The sequence below is a fragment of the Novosphingobium sp. BL-S-32 genome, from assembly GCF_056857055.1.
In genome coordinates, this window is sequence record NZ_CM166476.1 from 203,510 (window position 1) to 218,870 (window position 15,361).

Consider the following 15,361-nt stretch of genomic DNA (forward strand, 5'->3'; position numbering starts at 1 on the left):
TCAGACCAGCGCCTTGGCGGCATCGTCCATCGTGCCGGCGACAGTGTCGCCGTAGAGGATCATCTCGACATGCGATGCGCCCGAGGGGATCATCGGGAAGCAGTTCGATTCCTTGGCCACCAGGCAATCGACGATGACGGGGCCGTCATAGTCGATCATCGCCTGAATGCCGGCGTCGAGATCGGCTTCGTTCTCGATGCGGATGCCCTTCCAGCCATAGGCCTCGGCCAGCTTCACGAAGTCCGGCAGGCTGTCCGAATAGGACTGCGAGTAGCGGCTCTCGTAGGTGAGTTCCTGCCACTGGCGAACCATGCCCATCCACTCGTTGTTGAGGATGAAGATCTTCACCGGCAGGCGGTACTGCGTGGCGGTGCCGAGTTCCTGGATGTTCATCTGGATCGAGGCATCGCCCGCGATATCGATGACAAGGCTGTCCGGATTGCCGAGTTGCGCGCCGATCGCGGCGGGCAGGCCGTAACCCATCGTGCCGAGACCACCCGAGGTCAGCCACTTGTTCGGACCGAAGAAGTGGAAGTGCTGCGCCGCCCACATCTGGTGCTGGCCCACCTCGGTCGAGATGATCGGATCCTTGTCCTTGCTCAGTTCGAACAGGCGCTGGATCGCCAGCTGCGGCATGATCGCGTTGCGGTTCTCCGGGAAGGAGAGGCTCTTCTTCTCGCGCCAGCCCTCGATGCGGGCCTTCCACGGAGCGAGATCCTGCGGCGCGCGGTTGCCCCAGCCTTCGAGGATCTGGGCCAGCACGTTCGCGCAATCGCCGATGACCGGCAGATCGACGCGCACCGTCTTGTTGATCGAGGCGCGGTCGATATCGATGTGGATCTTCTTCGAATTCGGCGCGAAAGCGTCGAGGCGGCCGGTCACGCGGTCGTCGAAGCGGGCGCCGACGCAGATGATCAGGTCGGCCTGGTTCATCGCCAGGTTGGCCTCATAGGTCCCGTGCATGCCCAGCATGCCCAGCCAGTCCGGATGGTCGGCGGGGAAGGCACCAAGGCCCATTAGCGTGGAGGTGACCGGCGCGCCGGTCTTTTCTTGCAGCTCGCGCAGCAGCTCCGTGGCGCGCGGGCCCGAATTGATGACGCCGCCGCCGGTGTAGAACACCGGAGTCTTGGCCTTGGCAATCATCTCGACGGCCTGTGCGATCTCGTCGGTCGTGCCCATGGTGCGCGGGTCGTAGCGCTTGCGGCGCTGGACCAGAGCTTCGTGCCAGGGCGCCATCGCGATCTGGACGTCCTTGGGGATGTCGATCAAGACCGGGCCGGGGCGGCCGGTGGTGGCGATCTCGAACGCCTCGTCGATGATCGCGGCAAGGTCGGCCGGATCCTTCACGAGGTAATTGTGCTTGGTGCAGTGGCGCGAGATGCCGACGGTATCGGCTTCCTGGAAGGCGTCCGAGCCGATCAGGCCGGTCGGAACCTGCCCGGTGATGACGACCAGCGGAATCGAATCCATGAAGGCATCGGCAATGCCGGTGACCGCATTGGTCGCGCCCGGGCCGGAAGTGACCAGCACGACGCCGGGCTTGCCGGTCGAACGGGCATAGCCTTCGGCAGCGTGAGCCGCACCGGCTTCGTGACGCACAAGAATGTGCCGAAGTCGCTCGTCGCCGAATAGAGCATCGTAGATCGGTAGCACGGCGCCGCCGGGATAACCGAATACGAATTCGACTCCCTGCTTGACCAGGCTTTCGACCAGGATGTTCGCGCCGCTGCGCTCTTCAGTCACAATACATTCCTTTTTGACTCTTGGACGGGCCCCGGGGGTAGGGTCGTCTTCGAATATTGCGGCTCGATACGAATCTTGCCGCCTGAAAAAACCATAGCGCGCCTGTTGACGCACTATAATGAAACCGACCCGACACGACGGACGCCGTGCCGGGTCTCCCTCTCCTCCTGCTTCACTTCCACGGCAGGACTTGAAGCGGGCTCTAGGGGGACGAAAATGTTACGTCAACCCCATAACCTGAAACAATCTATCTTCAAGTGTTTTTTGCTCGAAATTATCGTACGCGATCCTTGTCCAATCTTGCGGAGGCTGGTGCCGGAGCCAAGTGAACTGGCGTTTCGCGTAATTGCGGGTGGCCTGCGCGCCGCGCGCGGCGGCTTCCGCGAGTCCCCAGTCCCCGCGAACGACTCCGGCAAGTTCGGGAACGCCGATGGCGCGCATGACCGGAAGGTCCGGATCGAGCTTGCGGGCGAGCAGGGCTTCGACCTCGCCCAGAGCGCCGCGTTCGATCATGCGGTCGAAACGCAAGTCGCAGCGGCGGTAGAGCGCCTGACGCTCGGGCAGGAGTACAGCGGGGAACAGCGAGACGGCATGGCCGATCCCGCCGGAAGTCATGGCCTGCCAGTGGGCGATCGGCTTGCCGGTGGAGCGCACCACTTCGAGCGCGCGGGCAATGCGCGCCGAGTCGGCCGGGGCGAGGCGGGCGGCGCGTTCGGGGTCCTCGGCCTGAAGCGCGGCATAGGCTTCGGAGACGGGCAGGGCGCGGACGGCCTCGCGCACGGCCGGGTCGATCTGGGGCACCGGAGCGATGCCGTCCAGCAGGGTGCGGATATAGAGGCCGGTGCCGCCGACCAGGATCGGCACGGCGCCTTCGGCATGGATGGGGGCAATCGTCTCGCGCGCGGCACGGGCCCAGTCGGCGGCGGAGCAGCTTGTCGCGCCGTCCCAGGCGCCGAACAGGCGGTGCTCGATCCCGCCCATTTCCTCGGGCAAGGGGCGCGCGCTCAGGACCGCCAGATCGGCATAGACTTGCGAGCTGTCGGCATTGACCACGACCGCGCGGCGGCCGCGCCGCTCCAGTTCCTGCGCAAGCGAAACGGCACAATCGCTCTTGCCGCTCGCGGTCGGCCCTGCGATGAGCGCGAGCGGTGGCTTGTGTCCTGACGGATCGCCGCCGGTGGAATTTTCATACGTAGCTTCAAGGGAATTCGCAGTGCTCATTGCGCGGCTGATAGCAGAACCGGACCACCTCTCGGCAAGAATCGATGCTGCCCGTGCCGAAATGCAGGAAGGGGGCGTGCGCCTCGCTTCCGCCGCCATGCTCGATTTCTGCGAACAGACCATGCAGATCGCCTCGCCGGATGACGATGCGGCCACGCTCCGCAAGGCGTTGGACGATCACTTCGCGCCGACCGACGGGCTTGTCTGCGATCATGAGCCAATCGTGCCCGGCCTGTTCATCTCGGACATGGATTCGACCATGATCGGGCAGGAGTGCATCGACGAACTGGGCGATTTCGCGGGTATCAAGGACCGTATCGCCGAGATTACCGAGCGGGCCATGCAGGGCGAACTCGATTTCGAACAGGCGCTGCGTGAGCGCGTGGGCCTGCTCAAGGGTCTCTCTGTCGGCGCGATCGACGAATGCCTTGCCAGCCGGATCCGGCCTGTTGCGGGTGCGCGCACTTTGGTTGAGACGCTCAAGAAGCTGGGCTGCCGCACCGTTTTGGTGACCGGCGGTTTCCATCACTTCGCGGATCCGGTCGCTGCCTCGCTGGGCTTCGAGCATGTGGTCGGCAACCGGCTTGAGGTTGCGGACGGCAAGCTGACCGGCGGCCTTGCCGGTCCGATTGTCGACAGCTCGGTGAAGAAGGCGACCCTGCTGGCCGAACTGGCGGCGCTCGGCGATGTCACCACGCTTGCCACTGGGGACGGCGCCAACGACATTCCGATGCTGGAAGCGGCGACGTATGGCATTGCCTATCGCGCCAAGCCCAAGGCGCGCGCGGCGGCCAACGGCTGGATCGACCGGGGCGACCTGACCAGCGGGCTGCGCCTGCTCGGCATCGACGAGCAGGAATGGGTTCGGGTCTGAGAGAGGACAAGCGATGGCCGGTGAACGAGATCCGATCCTGAGCCGGCTATCGCACCCGCGCTACCTGCTGTTTCTTGCGGTGATGGCGCTTTCCGTCCTGCCATTGCTGTCCGTAGCGCCTGCGGTGGAGGCCGTTGTCACGGCCTTCGACCTTGGGGTGATCGCTTTCACGCTGTCCTGCGTGCCGCTGTGGTGCAATGGCAATGCCACGGTCATGCGCCAGCAGGCCAAGCGCGACGATGCCGGGCAGATCATGCTGCTCGTGCTGACTGGGGTGGTCACTTCGGTGATCCTTGCCGCGCTAGGCACTCTGGTTCTCGACAACAAGAGCCTGAAAACTGGCGAGATTGCGCTGTTGGTGGTGACGCTGCTGTCCTGCTGGACCTTCGCCAACCTCATCTACGCCTTCCACTATGCGCGGCTTTTCTATTCCTCGCGCGATGGCGGCGACAGCCGGGGGCTCGATTTCCCGGGCGACTGCGTGCCGGACTTCTCGGATTTCGTGAACTTCGCCTTCGTGATCGGCATGACCTGCCAGACTGCCGATATCGAGATCACCGATTCGAGCATGCGGCGGGTGTCCACATTTCACGGGCTCTTCGCGTTTGCGTTCAATCTCGGGATTTTGGCGCTGACGGTTAATGTGTTGGCGTCTTCGACGGGCGGCTGATTGCCGATCCTTCAATTGGGCGGATTCATTAACGTGTGGAACTCGTCGCCCTCGCGAAGGCGGGGGCCCCGCTTTCTTGCGCCACCCACCAAGTTTAGCGGGATCCCCGCCTTCGCGGGGACGACGGGATCTTTTTGAGGGCCGGTGTTCTGGCGTCGCAAGTTTGCTTGCCGAATGCGCAGGCTTTTCGTCCTGCCCATCGGCAGGCGGACTTCGCCAAGCGCGTTTTCGGTGACGTAGGTGGGGTCATAGCGGCCAGCGCCGCCTGCAAAACCTGAGCTAGTTCGGTAAATTGCTCAAGCCCGACCTCACACGCAGTCGGTAAGGCCGGGCTTGAGCGATAATTCTTGATCAGCGGGCTACCGTAGCAGTCCGCCAATACGGGATCAGGCTTCCATCCAGTCCTTGAAGAAGGCCTCGTTGGCCTGCTTCAGGGCGGCGATTTCGACGCCGGAAACGGTAGTGCCGCCGACCGTGCCGATCTTTACGGCGCCGGGCAGGGTGGTGCCAGCCGGAGCCGTCACGACATAGCGCGACTGGTCTTCACCGAAAGCCTCTTCCGTGGTCAGCGCGCCGTCGAGTTCAACGCCAAGGCCGCTGGCGAGCGCCATTTCGGCGAGTGTAACGAGCAGACCGCCGTCGCTGACGTCGTGAACGGCGGTAACCTTGCCCGCGCCGATCCATTCACGGATCGATGCGCCGTTCTCGGCTTCGGCCTTGAGGTCGACCTTGGGGGCTTCACCGGCTTCCTGACCCGCGATCTCGCGCAGCCAGATCGACTGGCCAAGGTGCGTCCCCTTGCCGCCCAGAACGAAGATTTCGTCGCCGGCGTTCTTGAACGCCACCGTAGCCATCTTCTCGTGATCGGCGAGGATGCCGACGCCGCCGATGGCCGGGGTCGGCAGGATCGCCGAGCCGCCGCCGGTGGCCTTCGATTCGTTGTAGAGCGAGACGTTGCCCGAAACGATCGGATAGTCGAGCGCGCGGCAGGCATCGCCCATGCCGTTAAGGCAGCCGACGATCTGCGCCATGATTTCGGGACGCTGCGGGTTCGCGAAGTTCAGGCAGTTGGTGATGGCGAGCGGAAGGCCGCCCACTGCGCTGATGTTGCGATAGGTCTCGGCCACGGCCTGCTTGCCGCCCTCGTAGGGGTCTGCGTAGCAGTAACGCGGCGAGCAGTCGGTGCTGATCGCCAGCGCCTTTTCGGTGTTGTGGATGCGTACCACGGCCGCGTCGCCGCCGGACTTCTGCATCGTGTCGCCGCCGACCTGGCTGTCGTACTGTTCCCAGATCCACTTGCGCGAGGCGAGGTCGACCGTGCCCATCAGCTTGAGCAGGTCCGCGCCCACATCGGCGCTTTCCGCCACGTCGCCCATGGCTGGAACCTTGGCCCAGGCCTTGTATTCCTCAGGCGTGACGTAAGGACGCTCGTATTCCGGCGCGTCGTCGGCGAGCGGGCCGAGCGGAATGTCGCAGACGACTTCGCCATTGAATTCGAGAACCATGTGGCCGGTGTCGGTCACTTCGCCGATCACCGCGAAATCGAGTTCCCACTTCTTGAAGATCGCCTCGGCCATGGCTTCCTTGCCGGGCTGAAGCACCATGAGCATGCGCTCCTGGCTTTCCGAGAGCATCATCTCGTAAGGCGTCATCGCCTCTTCGCGGCAAGGCACCTTGTTCATGTCGAGACGGATGCCGGCGCCGCCCTTGCTGGCCATTTCGACCGACGAGGAGGTGAGGCCCGCTGCGCCCATGTCCTGGATCGCGACGATGGCGTCGGTGGCCATGAGTTCGAGGCAGGCCTCGATCAGCAGCTTTTCGGTGAAGGGATCGCCCACCTGCACGGTCGGGCGCTTCTCGTCCGAATGCTCGTCGAAGTCCGCCGATGCCATGGTGGCGCCGTGGATGCCGTCGCGGCCGGTCTTGGAGCCGACGTAGACGATCGGGTTACCGAGGCCGGTTGCGGCCGAGTAGAAGATCTTGTCGGTATCGGCGACGCCCACGGTCATGGCGTTGACGAGGATGTTGCCGTCGTACGCCTTGTGGAAGTTGGTCTCGCCGCCGACGGTGGGCACGCCCACGCAGTTGCCGTAGGAGCCGATGCCCTCGACCACGCCTTGCACGAGGTGCTTCATCTTCGGATGATCGGGACGGCCGAAACGCAGCGCGTTCATGTTGGCAACCGGGCGTGCGCCCATGGTGAAGACGTCGCGCAGAATGCCGCCGACGCCGGTGGCTGCGCCCTGGAAAGGCTCGATGTAGCTGGGGTGGTTGTGGCTTTCCATCTTGAAGATGGCGGCCTGTCCATCGCCGATGTCGATCACGCCGGCGTTCTCGCCGGGGCCGCAGATGACCCAGGGGGCCTTGGTCGGCAGCTTCTTCAGGTGGAAGCGGCTCGACTTGTACGAGCAGTGCTCAGACCACATGACCGAGAATATGCCGAGTTCGACTAGGTTCGGCTCTCGGCCAAGGGCGTGCAGGACGCGCTCGTATTCCGCGGGATTGAGGCCATGCGCCTCGACGACGTCAGGGGTGATTCCGGTCATGCGAGGCGCCTTAGCCATGTCCGTCGCTGTGCGCTAGACGGCACGCGCCCTGAGATGAACTTTCGCTTTCGAGGCCCGGGCCGATGTGCCACACGATCATGCTGCGATTGTCCGAATAATTCAGGGGGTTTATGCGTAAAATCGTTGCAGCTTTGGCCATTGTCATGGGGCTGATGGTGGCTGGTTCCGCGCAGGCGCAGATGGTGACGGCAAAATCGCCGGCCACTATCGTCTCGGCCTTGCAGGACGCGGGCTACCGCGCGGAGCTGTCCAAGGATTCGGTGGGAGACCCGCTGATCCGGAGCGCTTCCTCGGGATCGCGTTTCACGATCACCTTCTATGGCTGCACCGATGGCGCCGATTGTTCGAGCGTCCAGTTCTATGCCGGCTGGACCGAAGCGACGCATTGCAGTCTGGAGGCGATGAACACCTTCGCGCAGAAGTACCGCTTCGTCACGCCGCAGGTGGACGACGACAAGGACTGCGTGATCCAGTACGATCTCGATCTCGACAAGGGCGGGATGAGCAAGGAACTGTTCCTCGACACGCTGGAATTTTGGACCGATACGATGGCCACCTTCAAGGACTATATCTATCAGGAATGACGGAGAATTGCGCTCTTGCAGCGGCTTCGGTGCGGATCGTCGGCAGCACATGCCGTGCAGGCATGACGAAACCGGGGAAGCGCGGATTGCTCCCTTGACCGGCTGGTGCCGCAAGGCCATTGCTGCACCATGGTAGATGAGACAGAAACCATCGAAAGCCTGAGCTTCGAAGACGCGCTGCGCGAACTCGAAGGCATCGTGCGAAGGCTTGAGAGCGGCGATGTGCCGCTTGAGGATTCCATCACGCTTTACGAGAAGGGTGAGCGTCTGCGCCAGCATTGCCAGAAGCGGCTCGATGCCGCGCAGGCCCGGATCGAGCGAATCGTCGCCGGACCGGACGGGGTGCCCACCGGCACCCAGCCGTTCGACGCGGACCGCTGATAAGATGACTGAGGTCGGGGTGAGCGATCCGCTGCTTGCCGAAGGGCTGGCGAAGATCGCCGATGAGGTCGACCGCGCCTTTGACGCGCTGTTGCCGGTGCCCGAAGACGCGCGCGCGCGCTTGATCGAGGCGATGCGCTATGCGGCGATCGGCGGCGGCAAGCGCCTGCGCCCGCTGCTGCTGACAGCCGTGGCCGAGATGTACGGCGTCGTTCGCGAGGCGGCGATCCGCGCGGCCATCGCCATCGAATCGATCCATGTCTACTCGCTGATCCACGACGATCTGCCGTGCATGGATGACGATTCCCTGCGTCACGGCAAGCCGACCGTTCATAAGGCTTTCGATGAGGCGACGGCCGTACTCGCGGGCGATTCGCTGCTGTCCTTCGCGTTCGAAGTGCTGGGCGATCCGGCCGTCAGTGCCGATCCCTTCACGCGCATCGAACTGGTGCAGGCGCTTGGCCATGCCAGCGGCGCACAGGGCATGGCGGGGGGGCAGATGATGGACCTCGTGGCCGAGACCAGCGAGTTCGATCTGCAGACCGTCACGCGCCTCCAGCAGCTCAAGACCGGCGCCCTGCTCGGTGCGGCGGTGGAGATGGGCGCGATTCTCGGGCGTGTTCAGCCCGAAGGCCGCGCCCACTTGCGCGGCTATGCGCGCGACATCGGTCTTGCCTTCCAGATCGCGGACGACCTCATCGATCATGAGGGCAATGCCGAAGTCGCCGGCAAGGCCGTGGGCAAGGACGCGGCGGCCGGCAAGGAAACGTTCGTGTCCCTGCTTGGCCCGGACCGCGCGCGCGAACAGGCGCGCATGCTGGTTGAGCAGGCCATCGGACACCTTTCGCAGCACGGCAAGGAAGCCGACCTGCTGCGCGCGGTCGCGCGCTACATCATCGAGAGGGATCATTGATGAGTCTGGGAGAGCGTATCGGGGTCTATCCCGGCACTTTCGATCCGATCACGCTGGGGCATGCCGATATCATCCGGCGCGGTGCCAAGCTGGTGGATCGGCTGATCATCGGGGTGACGACCAACCCTTCCAAGGACCCGCTGTTCACGCCCGAAGAGCGCATGGCCATGGTGGAGCGTGAAGCAGCGGCCCTGGGCATCGACAATGTCACCGTCGTCGGATTCAATGCACTGCTGATGAAGTTTGCGCAGAAGCAGGGGGCCAACGTCATCGTGCGGGGCCTGCGCGCTGTCGCCGATTTCGAATACGAATATCAGATGGCGGGCATGAACCAGCAGCTCAACCCGAGCATCGAGACGATTTTCTTGATGGCCGATGTCGGCCTTCAGCCGATCGCTTCCAAGCTGGTCAAGGAAATCGCCACCTTCGGGGGCGACATTTCCCGCTTCGTCAGCCCCGCGGTGCGTGACGATGTTGTCAGCCGGATCGCCGCGAAAGGCCTTCAGGGCGACTACTGAGCCTATCTGCGACAAAATCATTCATTGTCACGTCAGCACCGGGGCTCTATCGCCCCACGCCTGAACGGCTTCCTTGTGAGTATTCGATGAAGTTTCGCCTGAACCTTACTGCGACTATGATCGGCCTCGCGCTTGTCGCCACGCCTGCGATGGCCAAGAAGAAGGAAGCGCCTGCACCGGCTCCGGCGGCTGAGCCTGCCGCGCCGCCGCTCTCCGTCGTCGTCGATCCCGACGTGACGCACGATCCCGAAAACGTGCTGCTGCTTGACCTGTCGGACGGCGGCCGCGTTGCCATTCGTCTCATGCCGAAGTGGGCGCCGCACCATGTCGAGCGGATCAAGACGCTGGCCGCGCAGGGCTTCTACAACGGCATCATCTTCCACCGCGTGATCGACGGCTTCATGGCTCAGACGGGCGATCCGACGGGCACCGGGCAGGGCGGTTCGAAGCTTCCCGACCTCCAAGCCGAGTTCAACTCGATGCCGCACTTGCGCGGCATGGTCTCGATGGCGCGCACCAACGATCCGAACAGCGCGAACAGCCAGTTCTTCATCGTGCTCTATCCGCGCTTCTCGCTCGATCACAAGTACACGGTGTTCGGGCGCGTGATCTCGGGTATGCAGTACGTGGACGCGATCCAGCGCGGCGAGCCGCCCGCGAACCCGACCAAGATCGTCCAGGCCTCGCTCGCCTCGGACAACAAGGCACCGCCGCCGGCAGCGCCTGCGACGGCGGCCCCTGCCAAGATCACGGCGGATCAGCTCAGCAACTCGAAGTCGAACTGAATTTCTCCGAAAGGGGATGACGGGGCCACGGCGCGCGCCTAGAGGCGCGCCATGCGCGTTGACCTTTTCGACTTCGATCTGCCGCCCGAAAACATCGCCCTGAGACCGGCGCGTCCGCGCGATTCGGCACGGATGCTGATCGTGGATGGCCGCGGTAACGAGACTGGCGAAGGCCCGCTCGTCGACCGGCACGTCCACGATCTGCCGGACATCCTGCGTGCGGGCGACGTGCTGGTCTTCAATGATACGCGCGTGATCCCGGCCCAGCTTGAGGGCCGCCGGGGCGAGGCGCGGATCGGCGCCACGCTGCACAAGCGCGTCGACCTCCGCCGCTGGCAGGCCTTCGTGCGCAATGCCAAGCGCTTGCGTCCCGGCGACCGCGTGGAATTTCCGGCCGATGTCACGGCTATCGCCGAAGAACGGCTGGACGATGGCAGCTGGGTCCTGATGTTCGAAGGCGAAGAGCCGGTCGAAGTGCTGCTGGAGCGGGCAGGGCGCATGCCGCTGCCCCCATACATCGCCGGCAAGCGCGAGACCGACGAGGCCGACCGCCGCGATTACCAGACCATGTTCGCCGAGAAGGACGGCGCCGTCGCCGCGCCTACGGCTTCCCTCCATTTCACGCCGGAACTGATGGCAAGGCTCGAAACGGCGGGGGTCCTACGCGAGACGCTGACGCTGCACGTCGGCGCGGGCACGTTCCTCCCGGTCAAGGCGGACGATACGCAGGACCACAAGATGCACGCCGAATGGGGCAGCATCGACGCGGCGACCGCAGATCGCCTCAACGCGGCGCGCGCAGCCGGTAATCGCGTGATCGCGGTTGGCACCACCAGCCTGCGCCTGCTCGAAAGCGCGACCGGCGAGGACGGCGTGATCCGCCCCTTCGAGGGTGATACGGCGATCTTCATCACACCCGGCTATCGCTTCAAGGCGATCGACGGCCTGATGACGAACTTCCACTTGCCCAAGTCCACGCTGTTCATGCTCGTCTCCGCCCTCATGGGGCTGGAGCGGATGCAGGCGGTCTATGCCCATGCCATCGGCGAAGGCTACCGCTTCTATTCCTACGGAGATTCCAGCATTCTTTTGCCTTAAAGGACTTGGAACCGTCATCGGTTTCGCGCATCACGCGCTGATGCAAGGCATTCTCGAAATCAGCGGTCTCACAAAGACCTACGACAGCGGCCTTACGGCGCTGGACGGGGTCGACCTTTCGATCAACAAGGGCGAGATATTTGCCCTGCTCGGTCCCAACGGGGCGGGCAAGACCACGCTGATCGGCGCGGTCTGCGGGCTGGTGCGGCCGACCGGCGGCACGATCCATGCGTTCGGCGAGAACATGGACCGCCATTGGCGCCGCCTGCGCGCGCGTATCGGTCTGGTGCCGCAGGAACTGGCTACCGACATGTTCGAGACCGTGATCCACTCGGTCAATTATTCGCGCGGGCTGTTCGGCCTCGCGCCCGATGCGGCGCGGGTGGAAGAGATCCTGCGTGCGCTGAGCCTCTGGGAAAAGCGCAACGACCAGATCCGTGCTCTCTCCGGCGGCATGAAGCGTCGCGTGCTGATCGCCAAGGCCCTGGCGCACGAGCCCGAACTGCTGTTCCTCGATGAGCCGACTGCCGGTGTCGATGTCGAGCTGCGGCGCGACATGTGGGCGCAGATCTCGCTTCTGCGCGACCGGGGCACGACGATCATCCTCACCACCCACTACATCGAAGAGGCCGAGGAAATGGCCGACCGCGTGGGAATAATCCAGGCCGGCCGCATCCGCATGGTCGATGAAACGCGCGCGCTGATGAAGCGGCTGGGGCGGACGGAAGCGCATTTCCCCCTATCTTCGCCGCTCACGGCGGTGCCGGCGGTGTTGGAGGGGCTCAATGTCAGCCTGTCCGAAGACGGGATGGAACTTGTCTATCGCGGCGGCGACGGTTCGGGACGGGGCAAGGCCGAAGTGGCCGAACTCACCAAGCGTCTTGTGACGGCGGGTATCGACTACACGTCGATCGACATCCGCGAATCGAGCCTTGAAGACATCTTCGTCGATCTTCTGGAAGGAGCGGCGGCATGATCGCCTTCAACGCGCGCAGCACCTGGACCATCTACAAGCGCGAGGTCATGCGGGCCATGCGCACCGCGATGCAATCGATCCTCGGACCGGTGCTGACGACGGTGCTTTACTTCGTCGTCTTCGGCGCGGCGATCGGTGGCCGGATGCATTCGGGGCAGGAGGGTGTCAGCTACGGTGCCTTCATCGTGCCCGGCCTGCTGCTGCTGACGCTCATTGCGGAGAGCGTGTCGAACGGCAGTTTCGGCATCTACATGCCGCGCTTCACCGGTGCGATCTACGAATTGCTTTCCGCGCCGGTGGGCGTGGCCGAAACGCTGATCGGCTTCGTCGGCGCGGCGGCGACCAAGTCGCTCATCCTTGCTGCCATCATCCTCACCACGGCGACGTTCTTCGTCGACTACAGGATCGTCCACCCGGTCTACACGCTGGGCTTCATCCTGCTGGTATCCGCGACATTCTCGCTGTTCGGATTTATCCTCGGCATCTGGGCGGACAGTTTCGAGAAGTTGGGGATCGTGCCGGTGCTCTTCGTTGTGCCGCTGACGTTCCTGGGCGGCACGTTCTATTCGATCGGCATGCTGCCCGAGCCGTGGCGTTCGGTGGCGATGGTCAATCCGGTGGTCTATCTGGTGAACGGTCTGCGCTGGTGCTTCTATGGCAAGTCGGACTTCCCGATCGGCATTTCCCTGATCATGACGCTGGCATTCCTCGCGATCTGCATTGCGCTCATCGCATGGATCTTCCGCACCGGCTGGCGCCTGCGCGCCTAAGGCGTTAACGCTTTGGTCGTTAACTTCTTGGGCCGCTAACTTTCTGGTATGTCGATGCGTTTGTTGGGTCTGCCGCTGCTGCTTGTTGCAATTCCTGCACAGGCACAGACTCCCGTTACTTTGCCTGTAGCCCCCGGAAACCCGGCGGAAGCGGCCCCGGTCATAGTGCCGGTGGAGCCGCTTGCGCTCGCATTGCCGGCTTATCCGTGGCCCACGCCGTTCGTCCCATGTGGCCCGCCGCGCCTGCCCGAAAACGTGCGCGCCATGCTCGAATCGGCGATCCGCACCGGCGATTCGGCTACGGTTGCCGCCGTCGTCAGAGTTGCGCTGGATACCGAGCCTTACGACAAGGACGAGATCCGGGCGATGAAGAAGAGCTACGACGACGAGGCTGCCCGCCAGCTCGCCGCCAAGGCCAATGCGGAAACGCAGCGCATCCGCCAATCGGCTATCCTTGAGCTGTGGACCGGCAAGGTCGAACTGGGCGCATTCCGCGCCACCGGCAACACCAGCAACTTCGGCTTCTCCGGCGCGCTCAATCTCGATCGCAAGGGGATCGACTGGCAGCACACGGTACAGCTGACGGCGGACTACCAGAAGGATTCGGGCACGGTTACGCGTGAGCAGTACCTTGCCAGCTATCAGGCCCGCTACACGCTGAACGACGGCCTGTTCACGTTCGGTCGTACCCAGTGGGAAAGCAACGAAATCCAGGGCTTCCGCGATCGTTACTCGCTGTCGGGCGGCCTTGGTTACCGGGTTATCAAGCGCAGCGATCTGGCGCTGTCGGTGGAAGTCGGACCGGCGGTGCGCCGCACGCGGTTTGTGGTGGATCCTTCCGAGACGACATGGTCGACGCTGACCTCGCTCGATTTCAGCTGGAAGGTCGACAACACCCTGAAGCTCACGCAGACCGCGTCTTCGTATATCGAGACCGGCAACAGCACCTTCACCACGAATACCGGTATCGAGGCCGGGATGTCGAAAAGCCTGAAGGCCAAGCTGTCCTATTCGTTCTCCCACGAGTCCTCGCCGCCCGACGGTACGCTCAGGACGGATACCATTTCGCGGTTCTCGCTGGTCTACGGCTTCTGAATTGGATAACGGGCGGGGCATGAACCCCCGTTTCGAATTCTCCATCCACGCCACCGACGGCAAGGCCCGCACCGGCGTCATCAAGATGCGTCGCGGGGAAATCCGCACGCCCGCCTTCATGCCGGTCGGTACCGCCGCCACGGTGAAGGCGATGAAGCCGCAGGATGTGCGCGCCACCGGCGCCGACATCCTGCTGGGCAACACTTATCACCTGATGCTGCGCCCGGGCGCCGAGCGCGTCGCGCGGTTGGGCGGGTTGCACAAGTTCATGAACTGGGACCGCCCGATCCTGACGGACAGCGGCGGCTATCAGGTCATGAGCCTGTCGGACTTGCGCAAGATCACCGAGGAAGGCGTGACGTTCGCCAGCCACCTTGACGGTTCGCGCCATCTGCTGACGCCGGAACGCTCGATGGAGATCCAGCGGCTGCTCGGCTCGGACATCGTCATGTGCTTCGACGAATGCCCGAAGATCGATCAGCCGCGCGACGTGATCGCGCGTTCGATGGAGATGTCGATGCGCTGGGCGAAGCGCAGCCGCGACGCTTTCGACAGCGGCGGCGAGCATGCCGCCAACTCGGCGCTGTTCGGCATCCAGCAGGGCGCGCTTGACGAGGGGCTGCGCAAGACTTCAGCCGATGCGCTGAGCGAGATCGGCTTCGACGGCTACGCGATCGGCGGCCTCGCCGTGGGTGAGGGGCAGGAGGCGATGTTCGCCACGCTGGAATTCGCGCCGCAGCAGCTTCCCGCGGATCGTCCGCGCTACCTGATGGGCGTCGGCAAGCCCGACGACCTGGTGGGCGCGGTGGAGCGCGGGGTCGACATGTTCGATTGCGTTCTGCCCACCCGCTCGGGCCGCAACGGGCAGGCCTTCACCTGGAATGGCCCGCTCAACATGCGCAATGCCCGCCATGCCGAGGACAGTGCCCCCATTGACGAGCGCTGCAAGTGCCCGACTTGCGGCACTTATAGCCGCGCCTATCTGCACCATCTCGTGAAATCGGGAGAGATGCTCGGTGCGATGTTGATGACGGAGCATAATATCTCTTTCTATCAGCAACTTATGCAGGGTATGCGCGATGCTATCGCCGAGAGCCGGTTCGCGGCTTTCGCGGCCGATTTCCGGCGCGATTATTTCGGCTGATATGTCGGCATTTTAACTTCCT

The 15,361-nt window shown here is 63.9% G+C and carries 15 protein-coding genes; 12 read left to right on the forward strand and 3 right to left on the reverse strand.

The genetic code is table 11. The annotated features are described in order from the left end of the window. Together ilvB and miaA are read right to left on the reverse strand one after the other, a co-directional pair. Positions 1–1,743, reverse strand: coding sequence for a biosynthetic-type acetolactate synthase large subunit (gene ilvB / locus AC1VVK_RS01040; RefSeq protein ID WP_482904030.1), 1,743 nt, complete (start codon positions 1,741–1,743; stop codon positions 1–3). Between the two features lie 219 nt (positions 1,744–1,962). Further along, positions 1,963–2,964: a tRNA (adenosine(37)-N6)-dimethylallyltransferase MiaA gene (gene miaA / locus AC1VVK_RS01045; RefSeq protein WP_482904031.1), complete on the reverse strand. Its 1,002-nt coding sequence runs from the start codon at positions 2,962–2,964 to the stop codon at positions 1,963–1,965. Here miaA and serB point away from each other — a divergent pair. Both serB and AC1VVK_RS01055 read left to right on the forward strand, forming a co-directional pair. Next, the gene (serB, locus tag AC1VVK_RS01050; protein WP_482904032.1) at positions 2,957–3,838 is read left to right on the forward strand and encodes a phosphoserine phosphatase SerB; all 882 of its coding nucleotides are present in this window, start codon (positions 2,957–2,959) and stop codon (positions 3,836–3,838) included. The genes miaA and serB overlap by 8 nt on opposite strands. A gap of 13 nt (positions 3,839–3,851) precedes the next feature. Further along, complete coding sequence (locus AC1VVK_RS01055; RefSeq protein WP_243652358.1) at positions 3,852–4,508, forward strand: DUF1345 domain-containing protein; 657 nt, start codon at positions 3,852–3,854, stop codon at positions 4,506–4,508. Positions 4,509–4,894: 386 nt separating this feature from the next. Here AC1VVK_RS01055 and purL read toward each other — a convergent pair whose 3' ends face one another. Continuing rightward, on the reverse strand, positions 4,895–7,054 hold the full coding sequence (gene purL / locus AC1VVK_RS01060; RefSeq protein WP_482904033.1) for a phosphoribosylformylglycinamidine synthase subunit PurL: 2,160 nt from the start codon (positions 7,052–7,054) through the stop codon (positions 4,895–4,897). Positions 7,055–7,185: 131 nt separating this feature from the next. Here purL and AC1VVK_RS01065 point away from each other — a divergent pair, with 131 nt between their 5' ends. The 10 genes from AC1VVK_RS01065 (at position 7,186) to tgt (ending at position 15,339) form a co-directional block, all read left to right on the forward strand. Then, complete coding sequence (locus AC1VVK_RS01065) at positions 7,186–7,659, forward strand: YbjN domain-containing protein (protein ID WP_132385257.1); 474 nt, start codon at positions 7,186–7,188, stop codon at positions 7,657–7,659. A gap of 129 nt (positions 7,660–7,788) precedes the next feature. Further along, positions 7,789–8,040 carry an exodeoxyribonuclease VII small subunit gene (locus AC1VVK_RS01070; RefSeq protein ID WP_132385258.1) on the forward strand — a complete coding sequence of 84 codons (252 nt, stop codon included), beginning with the start codon at positions 7,789–7,791 and terminating at the stop codon, positions 8,038–8,040. A gap of 4 nt (positions 8,041–8,044) precedes the next feature. Then, complete coding sequence (locus AC1VVK_RS01075; RefSeq protein WP_132385259.1) at positions 8,045–8,953, forward strand: polyprenyl synthetase family protein; 909 nt, start codon at positions 8,045–8,047, stop codon at positions 8,951–8,953. Next, entirely contained in the window at positions 8,953–9,471 is a 519-nt protein-coding gene (gene coaD / locus AC1VVK_RS01080) for a pantetheine-phosphate adenylyltransferase (RefSeq protein ID WP_207904606.1), read from the forward strand. The genes AC1VVK_RS01075 and coaD overlap by 1 nt, the downstream gene beginning before the upstream one ends. 86 nt (positions 9,472–9,557) lie before the next feature. Beyond that, positions 9,558–10,256 (forward strand): peptidylprolyl isomerase, encoded by a 699-nt coding sequence (locus tag AC1VVK_RS01085; protein ID WP_482904034.1) that lies wholly within the window; start codon positions 9,558–9,560, stop codon positions 10,254–10,256. Positions 10,257–10,307: 51 nt separating this feature from the next. After that, positions 10,308–11,354: a tRNA preQ1(34) S-adenosylmethionine ribosyltransferase-isomerase QueA gene (queA, locus tag AC1VVK_RS01090; protein WP_482904035.1), complete on the forward strand. Its 1,047-nt coding sequence runs from the start codon at positions 10,308–10,310 to the stop codon at positions 11,352–11,354. A gap of 40 nt (positions 11,355–11,394) precedes the next feature. After that, complete coding sequence (locus AC1VVK_RS01095) at positions 11,395–12,330, forward strand: ABC transporter ATP-binding protein (RefSeq protein ID WP_482904036.1); 936 nt, start codon at positions 11,395–11,397, stop codon at positions 12,328–12,330. Beyond that, a complete protein-coding gene (locus AC1VVK_RS01100; RefSeq protein WP_482904037.1) occupies positions 12,327–13,100 on the forward strand; it encodes an ABC transporter permease in 774 nt (257 codons plus the stop codon). Before AC1VVK_RS01095 ends, AC1VVK_RS01100 begins: the two co-directional genes overlap by 4 nt. Before the next feature lie 54 nt (positions 13,101–13,154). Then, positions 13,155–14,195 (forward strand): DUF481 domain-containing protein, encoded by a 1,041-nt coding sequence (locus AC1VVK_RS01105; RefSeq protein WP_482904038.1) that lies wholly within the window; start codon positions 13,155–13,157, stop codon positions 14,193–14,195. Between the two features lie 19 nt (positions 14,196–14,214). Beyond that, positions 14,215–15,339, forward strand: a complete 1,125-nt coding sequence (gene tgt / locus AC1VVK_RS01110) for a tRNA guanosine(34) transglycosylase Tgt (protein ID WP_482904039.1) — start codon at positions 14,215–14,217, stop codon at positions 15,337–15,339. Positions 15,340–15,361 lie beyond the last annotated feature (22 nt).

Excerpts from the sequence above, each read along its gene's own strand:
- AC1VVK_RS01100 (WP_482904037.1), top strand. The coding sequence starts at position 12,327 with ATGATCGCCTTCAACGCGCGCAGCACCTGGACCATCTACAAGCGCGAG.
- tgt (WP_482904039.1), top strand. The coding sequence starts at position 14,215 with ATGAACCCCCGTTTCGAATTCTCCATCCACGCCACCGACGGCAAGGCC.
- coaD (WP_207904606.1), top strand. The coding sequence starts at position 8,953 with ATGAGTCTGGGAGAGCGTATCGGGGTCTATCCCGGCACTTTCGATCCG.
- purL (WP_482904033.1), bottom strand. The coding sequence starts at position 7,054 with ATGACCGGAATCACCCCTGACGTCGTCGAGGCGCATGGCCTCAATCCC.
- AC1VVK_RS01095 (WP_482904036.1), top strand. The coding sequence starts at position 11,395 with ATGCAAGGCATTCTCGAAATCAGCGGTCTCACAAAGACCTACGACAGC.
- miaA (WP_482904031.1), bottom strand. The coding sequence starts at position 2,964 with ATGAGCACTGCGAATTCCCTTGAAGCTACGTATGAAAATTCCACCGGC.
- AC1VVK_RS01065 (WP_132385257.1), top strand. The coding sequence starts at position 7,186 with ATGCGTAAAATCGTTGCAGCTTTGGCCATTGTCATGGGGCTGATGGTG.
- AC1VVK_RS01105 (WP_482904038.1), top strand. The coding sequence starts at position 13,155 with ATGCGTTTGTTGGGTCTGCCGCTGCTGCTTGTTGCAATTCCTGCACAG.
- AC1VVK_RS01085 (WP_482904034.1), top strand. The coding sequence starts at position 9,558 with ATGAAGTTTCGCCTGAACCTTACTGCGACTATGATCGGCCTCGCGCTT.
- AC1VVK_RS01075 (WP_132385259.1), top strand. The coding sequence starts at position 8,045 with ATGACTGAGGTCGGGGTGAGCGATCCGCTGCTTGCCGAAGGGCTGGCG.
- AC1VVK_RS01055 (WP_243652358.1), top strand. The coding sequence starts at position 3,852 with ATGGCCGGTGAACGAGATCCGATCCTGAGCCGGCTATCGCACCCGCGC.
- AC1VVK_RS01070 (WP_132385258.1), top strand. The coding sequence starts at position 7,789 with ATGGTAGATGAGACAGAAACCATCGAAAGCCTGAGCTTCGAAGACGCG.
- queA (WP_482904035.1), top strand. The coding sequence starts at position 10,308 with ATGCGCGTTGACCTTTTCGACTTCGATCTGCCGCCCGAAAACATCGCC.